Origin of the sequence: Neorhodopirellula pilleata (assembly GCF_007859915.1) — a bacterium.
Lineage (GTDB): Bacteria > Planctomycetota > Planctomycetia > Pirellulales > Pirellulaceae > Rhodopirellula > Rhodopirellula pilleata.
Map to the genome: position 1 here is coordinate 116,075 of NZ_SJPM01000007.1, position 12,806 is coordinate 128,880.

Sequence of the window (12,806 nt, forward strand, 5' to 3'; positions counted from 1 at the left end):
CGCCCGGCCGATTGTTTGGTTTGACCGACTACCCCCTCACGGGTAAACTGGTCATACCTGTTTGCCTGCACGAAAGGTGTCGATTCGATGAGCATTGCGAGCATTGCTGAATTCCAAGTCCAGTCCCAATCCTTGGCCGCGCAGGTCGCCGATCACTTGGTGCGATTCATCCGCCAAGGTGCCAGCGACGATCCACAACAACTGCCCGCTGAACGCCAGTTGGCCGAGCAGATGGGAGTTAGTCGGCCGGTGGTTCGCGAAGCCATCAAACGACTCGAAATGCAGGGTCTGTTGGAAGTGCGGCATGGCAAGAGCGTCAAAGTGGTCGACCAGTTGCATCGTCCAGTTAGCGCATCGTTATCGCTGTTGATTCCCGACGTGACCGAACGCTTGCGGCAATTGCAAGAAACCCGGATCGTGATCGAACCCGAATCGGCTCGTTTGGCCGCCGAGCGTGGTAGCGCGCAAAGCATTCAACAGTTGCGGTCGCTGCAGGACTCGCTCGTGGCGGCCGAATCGATCGAAGAGGCGATCGAAATCGATCTGCAATTCCATCACGCTCTGGCCGAAGCGAGTGGCAATTTGATGTTCCGCCTGTTCCTCGACTCACTGGCCGACATCAGCCGCGAGAGTCGCCAGCGTACCATCGGTCGCGTCGGTAAACAGGCGGCGATCGATCATCACGAACAGATCGTCCGCGCGCTCGAACGACGCCGACCTCAGGCAGCCGCCAAAGCGATGCGGCATCACATCAAGATGGCATCGGAAGATCTCGGGCTATGAATCGCGGCATCAGCCTGAAAGTGGTGATTACCGACTTAATCGTCGAGCCGCTCGATATCGAACGCGAAGTGCTCGGCGATATCGCCGAAGTGATTGCGTTGGACGCGATGACGGAATCCGAGTTGGTGGGACGAATCGAAGACGCTGACGCGGTGATGGTTTACCACTATTTTCGTTTCACGCGATCGACGATCGAGCGACTGGAAAACTGCAAGGCTATCGTGCGACCCGGCGTCGGCTACGACGGCATCGATATCCAAGCCGCCGGCGAACATGGAATCCCGGTTTGCAACGTACCCGATTACGGGACCGAGGAAGTGGCCGATTCGGCAATGGCGATGGCCTTATCACTTTCGCGTGGCACGCATTTTCTCAACAGCCGATTGCGTCGCGGTGTGGGCGATTGGAACGTCGAACAAGCCGTCCCGATTCCACGCCTGCGGGGCCGCCAATTCGGGATCATCGGTTGCGGACGGATCGGGACGGCCACGGCACTGCGAGCAAAAGCGTTCGGGTTCGATGTCGCGTTTTACGATCCGTATGTTCCAGACGGAATCGACAAGGCGCTCGGCGTTCGCCGGGAACGATCGTTGTCGGGGCTACTGAGTTCGTCCCACATCGTCAGTCTGCATTGCCCGCTTACCGATGAAACGCGAGGCCTCATCGCCGGTGCAGAGATCGCAAGAATGCCGCAGGGTTCGTTCTTGATCAATACCTCACGGGGAGGCGTAGTGGACTCGCAAGCAGTCGTGGAGGCATTAGCGAATGGGCAATTGGCCGGTGCGGGTATCGATGTGCTCGAACAAGAACCGCCACAACCCAACAACCCGGTCGTCGCGGCGTGGCGCGATCCCGCGCATCCGGCCCACGACCGACTGTTGCTCAATCCTCACACCGCGTACTACTGCGACGAGGGCTGCGTCGAGTTCCGTCACAAAGGCGCATTGGAGACACGTCGCGCGTTGCTCGGCGAGCCGCTTCGCAACCAAGTCAATTCATTGAGCCCTCTGGAATCATGCAACACGGTAAGCGAAATATGAGTCGTTGTCTTTCAATCACGATCGTATGGTTCTTCGCATCGACTCTACCGATATCCGTGTCGGCTGATCCGATCGACTTCAAGACAACGATCGAACCGGTGCTGCGCAAACATTGTTGGGACTGCCACGGACCGGACGAAGCCAACGGCCGGTTTCGCGTCGACCAACTGGCGAGTCTGCTAAACGGCGGGGACTCGGGAGAGAAAGCGATTGTTCCCGGCGATCCAACAAGCAGTTTTCTAATCAAGGCGATCCGCCATCAAGAGTCAGGCTACGAAATGCCGCCCGACAGCGATCCGATTCCGGAGGCCGATATCGCCAACATCGAACAATGGATCACTCAGGGAGCGAAGGTTCCCGAGCACTACGGACCGGCTGAGCAATCGCGAGAGCTGACGCATTGGTCATTCCTGCCGATCAACAAACCGGTTCCACCCGAGTTTGGCGGGATGGATGGGCCCGGCGGGATCGACGGTTTCATTCAGCGGAAGCTCGCCGCGAGCGGACTGTCGATGTCACCCCAAGCTGATCGTCGGGTTTTGATCCGGCGACTGTTCCTGATCATGCACGGCCTCCCGCCATCGCCGCAGCGGGTCGAAGCGTTTCTCGCCGACGAGCGGCCTGACGCTTGGGAACGTTTGGTTGAGGAGGTGCTCGAAAGTCCGCATTACGGCGAGCGGTGGGCGACGCACTGGCTCGATCTGGTTCGTTTCGGTGAAACGCATGGTTTCGAGACCAATCGCGAACGACCCAACGCCTGGCCGTATCGAGATTGGGTGATCGAATCGTTCAATCAAGATAAGCCCTACGACGAGTTCGTTCGCGAACAACTCGCCGGTGACGCGTTGGGTGTCGACGTCGCCACCGGATATCTCGTCGCCGGTCCGTTCGATGCCGTCAAAGGACAAGACCCGAACCTGCGGATCATGCAGCGGATGAACGAACTGGACGACATGATCAACACGACCGGGACGGCGTTCCTGGGTTTGACGACGGGTTGCGCGCGTTGTCACAACCACAAGTTCGATCCGATTTCGCAAACCGATTATTACGCCATGCAAGCCATCTTCGCCGGCGTGCAACATGCCGATCGCAAGTTGCCGCTGCCCCAAGAAACGCAACAAGAGATCGAAGCCCTCGATGCCAAGATCGAACAACTTTCAGACAAGCTGGCAAATTTCTTGAATCCACCCGCCAAGGCGTTGATCGCAACCGATGCCGCGCGAGCGAGTGATCGCCCAGCGGTCCAGCCCAAGAGGAACGTCGAGAGATTGACTCCGGTCCAAGTTCGGTTCGTTCGCTTCACAATCGACGAAACCAACCGTGGCCAACCTTGCATCGACGAACTCGAGATTTTCTGCGGCAAGACCAATGTGGCTTTGGCGACGACCGGCGCGAAGGCGACCTCGTCGGGCGACTTTGTTCATCCACTCCATCGGCTCGAGCACATCAACGACGGGAAGTTTGGCAACGATCGAAGCTGGATCGCCAAGCAAACCCAGAACGCTTGGGTCCAAATCGAACTAGCCGAGACGACCACGATCGATCGCATCGCTTGGGGACGTGATCGCAAGGGGAAGTATGACGATCGATTGCCGATTCGCTATCGAATCGAGGTGGCATCGACTCCGGGACAGTGGCAGTTGGTCGCCAGTTCCGCAGACCGTTTGCCGGCCGGAGAATCGACGGCGGAGGAATATCATTTCGAGGCGTTTGACCAAGCCGAAGCGGACCAAGGACGCAAGTGGCTCGCCGAGCGAAAAGAGCTACAGCAGATCAAGACGGATCTATCGAATTCGAAACAGGTTTACGCCGGAACATTCCAACAACCCGGCCCCACCCATCGTCTGTATCGTGGCGAACCGGCGATGCCTCGCGAACAGGTCGATCCGGGCGCGATCGAAGTCTTCACGTCGCTTGAGTTACCCGGCGATGCACCTGAGCAAAAACGTCGATTGGCGCTCGCGGACTGGATCACCAATGACAACAACCCGCTAACGGCCCGCGTGTTGGTTAATCGACTTTGGCAATTTCATTTTGGCACCGGAATCGTCGACACGCCCAGTGACTTCGGTCGCAACGGTACGCCGCCGTCGCATCCCGAACTGCTCGACTGGCTGGCGTCCGAGTTTATCGAAAGCGGTTGGTCGATCAAGCATGTCCAGCGTTTAATCTTGCAGTCATCGACTTGGCAACAGAGCAACCGCCCCCGAGCGGACGCGATGAGGGTCGACGCAGCATCTCGGATGTTGTGGCGTTTTCCGCCTCGTCGGTTGGAAGCGGAAGGCATTCGCGATTCGATCTTGTCAGCCACCGGAGTGCTCGACCTTGACGCGATGGGCGGCCCCGGGTTTAGCGCTTTCGAAATCGAAGCCGAGAACGTCCGCCACTATCACGCCAAGGAAAAATACGGCCCTGAAGATTGGCGGCGGATGATTTACATGACCAAGGTTCGCCAGGAGCGAGACGTCGTGTTCGGTGCATTCGATTGTCCCGACGCCAGCCAAGCGGTTCCTCGACGGAGCCGTTCGACGACGCCGTTGCAAGCACTCAATCTGCTCAATAGTCGCTTCGTCTTACAACAGGCCGAACTGTTTGCGAGACGACTCGAAAGCGAAGCCGAAACGGCCACGGAACGAGTCCAATTGAGTTGGAGACTATGTTACCAACGCCCCGCCACACTCGAAGAAGTCGCGGACGCCGTCGATTTTATCGAGCAACAAGGATTGATTCAGTTCTGTCGCGCGATGCTGAACACCAACGAATTCGTGTTTGTTCCATGAGGCATAAAACTATCCTCGTTCCCAGGCTCCCGCCTGGGAACGCAATGCAACGCAGGCTCCCGCCTGCCGATCATGCTCGGGAGGCGGGAGCCTCTCAGACAGTGTGTTCCCAGGCGGGATCCCTTTTTATAGGCCGCAATTCCTCATGGATTGCTCCCCTGCCAGCTCGTCTGGCAGGAAGCCGAGGTTGGCAAGCTAGACACAAGCCGCGATTTGCGCAACCTTCCGATTTTCACTTGTGCTCGCCGCTTCAAGCGGCGAGCACAAGTGAAAATCGGAAGGTTGGGAGGGCGTCGGTGTCTAGCTTGCGAACCTAATTCACCCACGAGACGAGCTCGTGGGGGTCAAAAAAGATGTGGCCTATCAAGAGGGCTCCCGCCTGGGAACGCAATGCAACGCAGGCTCCCGCCTGCCGGTCATGCTCGGGAGGCGGGAGCCTCTAAGACAGTGTGTTCCCAGGCGGGAGCCTGGGAACAAGTATTCAAGATCAACCAACCGAATTCACCCAGCAACACCCCATGAACACCCTTCTCAACCGCCGGCGCTTCTTCGGAGACACCGCGATCGGTCTATCAGGAATCGCTCTTGCGAATTTGCTCGCCCAAGAGAAACTGCTTGCCGATGCGTCTCCCATTCGTCCGCAGATCGATCCGTCGCATCCTTTTGCCGCGCGCGCGACGCATCACGCGGCGGCGGCGAAACGGGTGCTCGTGATTTTCTGCGCCGGGGCGTGCAGCCAGATCGACACGTTCGACTACAAGCCCGAACTGATTCGGCGGCACGGCCAACCCATGCCGGGCGGTGATCAACTCGTCACCTTTCAAGGCGAGCAGGGTAACCTCACTCAAAGCCCGTGGAAGTTCAAACCGCGTGGACAGAGCGGGAAGATGGTTTCCGATTTGGTACCACACTTGGCGGAACTGGCCGATGATATGTGCTTCATTCATTCCATGACCGGCAAGACGAACACACACGGTCCGGGTGAGAACTTCATGTCGACCGGCTATACGCTCGACGGTTTTCCATCGATGGGAGCTTGGACGACTTGGGCACTCGGGACCGAAAACGAAAACCTGCCCGCTTATGTCGCGATCTCCGACCCGCGCGGCACGCCTCAATCGAGCGTCAACAACTGGGGCCCCGGTTTCCTACCGGCTGCTTTCCAGGGGACCGCATTCAATGCGCTCAAACCACTTGCCAACCTCGACATTCCGAGCGGCACGACCGAAAAGACCGACCGAGCGACGCGTGATTTTCTCAAACGGATTAATGAACGTCATCTCGAACAGTTTCCTGGCGACAGTGAGTTAGCCGCGCGAATCTCCAGTTACGAATTGGCCGCCCGGATGCAATTGAGTGTGCCGGAGGTGACCGACCTGTCCAGCGAACCGCAAAGCATCTTGCATGAATACGGCGCCGACGATGCAACCAATCCGCTCAAGGCTAGCTTCGCCAAAAACTGCATCCTCGCCCGCCGGTTGATCGAAGAAGGCGTGCGGTTTGTTCAGCTTTTCAACGGAGCGTACCAGACCGGCGGTGAAGGCGTCAGCAATTGGGACGGACACAAGAAGATCGAGGAACAATACAGTGTTCACGGGCCGGTGCTGGACCAACCGTGTGCAGCTTTGCTCAAAGACCTCAAACGCCGGGGGTTACTCGAGGACACACTTGTGGTGTGGACGACCGAGTTCGGCCGCATGCCGACTTTTCAAAAAGGTGCCAGCGGCCGCGATCACAACCCCGAGGGATTCACGACTTGGATGATGGGCGCGGGTGTCAAACCGGGATACAGCTACGGAGCCACGGACGAGTTCGGCTACCAAGCCGTCGAAGACGTCGCCACGGTTTACGACTTCCACGCTACGATCCTGCACTTGCTCGGACTCGATCACGAGCGACTGACCTACTACCACAACGGTTTCGAACGTCGGCTTACCGACGTGCACGGCCACGTCATCCACGATGTGCTGTCGCACGCATAGGTTACGTTAGCCAATAAAACACCTAATCCGCCGCAACACGCTAGCGGGCTTTTGATTTAGTGCACGATTGGGCGTTTTCGTTTAACGGCAAGCCGCAGGCGTCTGCGTTCTCAAGCTCTGTCGCCTGCGGCTTGCCGTTAAACGACTAAATCAACAGACCGCTAGCGTGCGGTTCTGATCAGCCGCAGTGCGCTAGCACGCGGTTACCGCGAAAACCGCACGCTAGCGCGTTGCGGCTGATCACTGATTTCAACAACTTGATTGGACATGAACACACAAGCCAGCCACCCTTTTCCGCGCTCGACCAGCTCGCTGATCGCGGCTGCGTCGCTCCGGACGCTTTTAGTGTGCTGTGTCTTGATCCCGCTGCGAGTAACCTCCTCCCAAGAATCTTCCGCCGCAGCACCCGAGCCAGTCAAGATTGCGATCGAGAACTACTGCGCCGATTGCCACAACGAGCAAATGATGGCGGGCGACCTTGATTTGGTCGCACTCGAGTTCACGCCCGACCATCCGACCAATCGCGAGCGTTGGGTGCGGATCTTTGATCGCGTCGAACAGGGCGAAATGCCGCCCACCGAAGGCGGGTACGATCTTGCCGAAGAAGAACGTCGCGAGTATGTCGCGGCTTTGGGTGAAGTCCTGCGACAAGCGGACCAAGCCGAGGTCGCTGAACACGGTCGCGGGCCGATGCGCCGGCTGACTCGTGACGAGTATCAGGATCAGTTACGTGATCTCTTGCAGCTTCCACAGCTCGATGTTCGCGACAAGCTCCCGCCCGATCGCGAATATCACGGCTTCACCAAAGTAACCAAGATGCTTGACGTCTCCCGCGTTCAGCTCGAAGGTTGGCTCGATGCCGCAGAGGCGGCGTTGGAAGTGGCCGTCGCATCAGGCACGACACCGCTACCGACGCAAACGCATCGCGCCAGCGGAACCGATCTGTTTCCCTCTTTCGACAGCTTCGGTGGACGGGAAGCAATGTTCTTCGCGCGCGACGGAGTGATGGTGCCGATCACGTCGAGCGACCACCAAAAGATGGCGCCTGAGCAACGTCGGGACGAGACGCTTGAGTTGGCGATCTTCCGTTCAGCGACTTGGCCCTACTACGGCTACCCGCGCGGATTCAAAGCGAAACACGACGGCACGTACCGTGTACGGTTCTCCGCCCGTGCCGTGCGTCAGCTCGCGGACTTTCGGCTTGTACCGGCGCACCAGCCTCAGCCCATGAGTTTCCGGGCACGCCAACCGTCTGGCCCAGACGTCTCGGGCGACGTGCGGGAAACGGGCGGCTGGATCGACCTGCTGCCCGAGCCCAATGTCTTCGAGACGAAGATCCGCTTGAAGGCAGGCGAGACGTTCGAGTATAGCCTGCTCGGTTTGCCCGTGCCTTTCATTCGCACCGATGGCGGGTTCTTTTATGACTTCCCGCCGATGCCGCCCGAAGGTCATCGGGGCGCGGCATTTCAGTGGCTCGAAGTCGAAGGACCGCTCGTTTCGGAAACGTGGCCACCGCCATCCCATCACGTGCTCTTTGGCGACCTGCCGATTGGCAAAGCACCGCCGGGTTCGCGTTTCGGTGTGGAAGTAAACAGCAGTGATCCGAAAGCCGATGCGGAGAGACTCTTTCGTTACTTCGCCCGTCGCGCCGCGCGAAAGCCGGTCCCGGAAGAGGCGATCGCGAAGTACCTGAACCTCATCGAAGCGAGGCTCAACGACGACGCGACGTTTGTGGAAGCGATGACGAATGGTTATCAAGCGTTCCTGTGCTCAGGACACGTTGTCTACCTAAATGAACCTTCGCCAAACGATCCTTTCGCGCTCGCTGCGCGGCTTTCGTATTTTCTCAACAACACCGCGCCGGACGAACAACTCCAGGAACACGCCGCTTCCGGACGACTCGGCAACCCCGAAGTGCTGCGTGCGGAAACCGAACGCCTCATCGCGGATGACCGCTTCGATCGTTTTGTGGAAGGGTTCACCGATCAATGGCTCGACCTCAGCAAACTGCGGCGCGACATCCCCGATGGACGGCTCTATCCTGAATTTCGCAAAGACGACTACCTCGTCGATTCGATGCAGCGGGAAACGCAATCGTTCTTCCGCGCGATGATCCGCGAGAACTTGCATGTGACGACACTCGTCGATGCCGACTTCACCTTCGTCAACGATCGCCTGGCGCAGCATTACGATCTTCCGCGCACGCCCGGTTCGGCGATGCGGAAAACGCAATTGCCTGACTGGAGTCCCTACGGTGGTCTTCTCACCCAAGCTTCGATCCTGAAGCTCACCGCCAACGGCACCACAACTTCACCGGTGCTGCGCGGCGTTTGGGTGATGGAAAAGATTCTCGGCGATCCGCCACCCCCGCCACCAAAGTCCGTTCCCGCGATCGAGCCGGATATCCGAGGCGCGGCCACGATTCGTGATATCCTCGCCAAACACACTGAGGTTGAATCCTGCGCCGCTTGCCACACCCACTTCGACCCGGTCGGCTTCGCACTGGAGAATTTCGACGTGATGGGTGCTTGGCGTGATCGTTACCGGGGACTGGAGAAAGGCGACAAGATCACCGGGATCGATCCCGCAGGTCACCCCTACACGTACTTCGTCGGCCCTGCGGTCGATGCCTCAGGCAAGCTGCGCGATGGCCGGACGTTTCATAACGTTCGCGAACTCAAAGCCCATCTCGTTTCCGATCCACGTTCCCTGGCGAGAAATCTAGTCGGGCAATTCACGCTTTATGCGACCGGCGTTCCCGTCCGTTTCTCCGATCGCCCGACTGTCGAGAGTATCCTGGATGCGTGCGAACGCGACGGCTATCGCATCGGCGATTTGATCCACGCGTTTGTAGTGAGTGAACTCTTTGGCGGTAAAGCCAACCCACAATAATCCATCATGAAAATCTCATCGTTCACCAACACCAGCCGCCGCCAGTTCTTGCGTGGTGTCGGCGTCGCGATCGGCTTGCCAACGCTCGCTCAGTTTGCATCGCCTGCCTTTGCCCGCTCAGTCGAGAAGCCGCCGCGAAGGATGCTCTTGATCTCGAACAACCTCGGCGTGTTGCCTTGGCACTTTTTCCCCAAGGAGAGCGGACGGGACTATGCGCTGTCGCCGTACCTCGAAGAGCTACGTGATTATCGAGAGCAGTTCACTGTCTTTAGCGGCCTGTCGCATCCGGCCGTGGTGGGCGGACACTCGACAGAAAACTGTTTCTTGACTGCGGCGAAGGATCCAACGGGAAGCGGTTTCCGCAACACCATTTCACTCGACCAGTTTGCGGTCGAACATCTCGGGCAACCAACGCGATTCACCACGCTCAACCTCGGTGTCAACATCGACAAGGCCAATCGCAGCCTCTCGTGGACGCGGGACGGGGTTCTGCTGCCGACCGAAGACAAACCGTCTGAACTCTTTCGACGCATGTTCGTCCAAGGGAGTCCGGACGAAGTGCGACGCCAACTCAAACGCCTTGAACAACACGGCAGCATTCTCGATACGGTCTCGGAGGACCTGCACAGTTTCCAAAGTCGTCTCGGTCGCGATGACCGTAACCGGCTCGACCAGTATTTCACCTCCGTGCGGGAACTGGAGGAGCGTTTGCATGTTGCCGGAGAATGGGAGCAGAAACCGAAACCAGCGACCGACCGGGACGCGCCGGAGGACATTCTCGACAAGGCGAAGTTCTTTGAGAAATTCGACCTCATGCTTCGAATGGCCCAACTCGCTTTCGAGAGCGATTCGACTCGGATCGTGACCTTGATGGTCGATGGATTTGCCACGCCGGTGTTCGAGATCAGCGAGGAGGAACGGTCCCTCAACGGCTATCATAACCTCAGTCATCACGGGCAAGCCAAAGACAAGATCGCGCAGCTCGAGCGAGTCGATCGCCGCCAGATGCAAGTGCTTCGCGACCTCTTCGGCCGGCTCTCTGAAAAGACCGAGGGTGAATCGAATCTGCTAGACCATACGATGATCCTGTTCGGCAGCAACCTGGGCGACGCCAACGTTCACAATTCGACCAACCTACCCATCCTCCTCGTCGGCGGAGGCTTGAAACACGGCCAGCACTTGGCGTTTGACCGCGACCACAACAAGCCTTTGTCGAACCTCTTCGTCACGTTATTGCAATCCGCAGGTATCGAAGCGGACGCCTTCGCATCGAGCGACGGAAACCTGAATGAGTTGCTAAAATGAAAAACCGACGTAGCCTGACATCGACTCGTTCCCAGGCTCCCGCCTGGGAACGCACTGTCTTGGAGGCTCCCGCCTCCCGATCACTCAACTAAGCAAGCGATAGCCTGCGATGCATTGGGTTCCCATGCGGGAGCCGGGAACCAAATTTGACTCTCGACGATCAATCCATGAACATCCATCTTGTCCTTATTCTCAGCTTCTTTTGTTCCACGTTTGCGTTGTGCGCCCAAGCCGAAACGACGCAGTGGTCCTTTGAGGCGAGCAACTCACCGGCGCTTTCATTGAGAGGCGATGCTAGTCCGGTTGTCGGCGTCCACGGCAACGCCCAATCGCTCAATGGCCGATCGCTGTTTGTCGTGCCGGATTCCACTGGCTACGCGGCGAATGATCCCGGTTTCACTTTGACGCTGTGGGTCAATCCTTACGATCCAGGCAACGAACAACAAATCCTCGCGGGCAAGAACAGCTATTCGCAAAACCAACGCGAGTGGGGCGTGATGATTGACCAGGACGGACGCTTCCGGCTTTACGTCTGGCAGGATGGCTGGAAAACGATCGCGGCGGAAAAGAAACCGCAGCCCGGTCACTGGCATCAAGTCGGCGTGGTGGTCCGCCCGGGCGAAGCTGAGTTATGGCTCGATGGAGAAATGGCCGGCCGCGAGGACTTGTCAAAACCGCTTCCACGCACCGCCGCGAAGCTGACCTTCGGCGGCATCGACGATGCAGGACGCATCCGTCAAACGTTCTTCGGAGCGATCGACGAAGCCCGTTACTTCGATCGTCCGTTGAACTCTCAAGAGATCATAGCCCGCTACCGCCCCCACGACGCCGTCTTGTTGATCCCCGATCCGCCGTCGCGGTTCCCGTTGTGGGATGAAAGAGAAACGCTCGACGTCGCGGCCGACTTAACTGAAGTCGCTGGCGTTGATTTTCACGTCATCAAAAAATGGGATCAACCGAACGACGGTTACACGTTTCTTCATGGCGTCGGTCTGGCTTGGCACCAAGACAAACTCTACGCTTCGTTCGGTCACAACAAAGGGGCGGAGAACACAGTCACCGAAGAAGCTCAATATCGGGTGAGCGATGACGGCGGCGAGACATGGGGGCCTTTGCAAGTGATCGACGCAGGCAATGAACACAACCTCGCGGTCAGTCATGGTGTTTTCCTGTCGCATGAAGGAAAGCTGTGGGCGTTTCATGGTGCTTACCACGGCTTTATGGAAAACATCCACACGCGTGCGTACTCGCTCAACGAAGAAACCAGCCAGTGGACCCCACATGGCGTCGTGATTGACAACGGATTCTGGCCGATGAACCAACCGGTGAAGATGGACGATGGGAATTGGATCATGGCTGGCGGTTCGTTTGGTGCGTATTCCAACAACAAAGTTTTTCCGGCGGCGGTCGCAATCAGTCACGGCGATGACTTGACGCGATGGGATTTTGTGAAAATCGAAACGCCTGAAGAAATTCAGCGGATGTGGGGCGAATCGTCGATCATCGTCGACGGCCCGAACATCACGAACGTAGCACGTTACGGCGGCGACGCTTTCGCGCTGGTGGCGACCAGCCCCGATTACGGTCGCACTTGGACGGAGAGTCAAATCAGTAATCTGCCGATGGCAACCTCCAAGCCGGCTGCGGGAATGCTCAGCACCGGCCAACGTTACGTTGTCTGCACCACCGCTCGCAACAACGGCGGCAAACGCGCACCTCTGACCATCGCCTTATCCCAACCGGGGCAGGTTAAACTGAGCCAAGTTCTCGTCATCCGTCGCAGCGAGCACAATGGTCCGGGCGAATCCTCTGAACGTCTCTCCCTTTCGTATCCGTGCGCGATCGAACACGAAGGGAGACTCTTTGTTGGCTTTTCGAACAACGGCGGACGCAAAGGAAATCTTAACAGCGCCGAACTGGCGATCATTCCGATCAAATCGCTGGGGCCCGCTCAATGACGACGACGTCTCGCTCATCGACACCCCTTAATGAAACTCAGCCACGGATTGGCACTAATGTTC

7 protein-coding genes are annotated in these 12,806 nt (G+C 58.1%); all 7 read left to right on the forward strand.

The features are described 5' to 3' along the window. Positions 1-87 precede the first annotated feature (87 nt). The 7 genes from Pla100_RS17180 to Pla100_RS17210 all read left to right on the forward strand — a co-directional run bounded on the left by Pla100_RS17180 (position 88) and on the right by Pla100_RS17210 (position 12,743). The gene (locus Pla100_RS17180; protein ID WP_146578929.1) at positions 88-783 is read left to right on the forward strand and encodes a FadR/GntR family transcriptional regulator; all 696 of its coding nucleotides are present in this window, start codon (positions 88-90) and stop codon (positions 781-783) included. Next, positions 780-1,823 carry a C-terminal binding protein gene (locus Pla100_RS17185; protein WP_146578930.1) on the forward strand — a complete coding sequence of 348 codons (1,044 nt, stop codon included), beginning with the start codon at positions 780-782 and terminating at the stop codon, positions 1,821-1,823. Before Pla100_RS17180 ends, Pla100_RS17185 begins: the two co-directional genes overlap by 4 nt. After that, positions 1,820-4,606, forward strand: a complete 2,787-nt coding sequence (locus Pla100_RS17190; RefSeq protein WP_146578931.1) for a PSD1 and planctomycete cytochrome C domain-containing protein — start codon at positions 1,820-1,822, stop codon at positions 4,604-4,606. The genes Pla100_RS17185 and Pla100_RS17190 overlap by 4 nt, the downstream gene beginning before the upstream one ends. Before the next feature lie 518 nt (positions 4,607-5,124). Then, on the forward strand, positions 5,125-6,588 hold the full coding sequence (locus tag Pla100_RS17195; RefSeq protein ID WP_146578932.1) for a DUF1501 domain-containing protein: 1,464 nt from the start codon (positions 5,125-5,127) through the stop codon (positions 6,586-6,588). Between the two features lie 267 nt (positions 6,589-6,855). After that, positions 6,856-9,480, forward strand: coding sequence for a DUF1592 domain-containing protein (locus Pla100_RS17200; RefSeq protein ID WP_146578933.1), 2,625 nt, complete (start codon positions 6,856-6,858; stop codon positions 9,478-9,480). A gap of 6 nt (positions 9,481-9,486) precedes the next feature. Then, positions 9,487-10,785 carry a DUF1552 domain-containing protein gene (locus Pla100_RS17205; protein WP_146578934.1) on the forward strand — a complete coding sequence of 433 codons (1,299 nt, stop codon included), beginning with the start codon at positions 9,487-9,489 and terminating at the stop codon, positions 10,783-10,785. A gap of 167 nt (positions 10,786-10,952) precedes the next feature. Beyond that, the gene (locus tag Pla100_RS17210) at positions 10,953-12,743 is read left to right on the forward strand and encodes a LamG-like jellyroll fold domain-containing protein (protein WP_146578935.1); all 1,791 of its coding nucleotides are present in this window, start codon (positions 10,953-10,955) and stop codon (positions 12,741-12,743) included. Positions 12,744-12,806 lie beyond the last annotated feature (63 nt).

Excerpts from the sequence above, each read along its gene's own strand:
- Pla100_RS17210 (WP_146578935.1), top strand. The coding sequence starts at position 10,953 with ATGAACATCCATCTTGTCCTTATTCTCAGCTTCTTTTGTTCCACGTTT.
- Pla100_RS17205 (WP_146578934.1), top strand. The coding sequence starts at position 9,487 with ATGAAAATCTCATCGTTCACCAACACCAGCCGCCGCCAGTTCTTGCGT.
- Pla100_RS17200 (WP_146578933.1), top strand. The coding sequence starts at position 6,856 with ATGAACACACAAGCCAGCCACCCTTTTCCGCGCTCGACCAGCTCGCTG.
- Pla100_RS17180 (WP_146578929.1), top strand. The coding sequence starts at position 88 with ATGAGCATTGCGAGCATTGCTGAATTCCAAGTCCAGTCCCAATCCTTG.
- Pla100_RS17190 (WP_146578931.1), top strand. The coding sequence starts at position 1,820 with ATGAGTCGTTGTCTTTCAATCACGATCGTATGGTTCTTCGCATCGACT.
- Pla100_RS17195 (WP_146578932.1), top strand. The coding sequence starts at position 5,125 with ATGAACACCCTTCTCAACCGCCGGCGCTTCTTCGGAGACACCGCGATC.
- Pla100_RS17185 (WP_146578930.1), top strand. The coding sequence starts at position 780 with ATGAATCGCGGCATCAGCCTGAAAGTGGTGATTACCGACTTAATCGTC.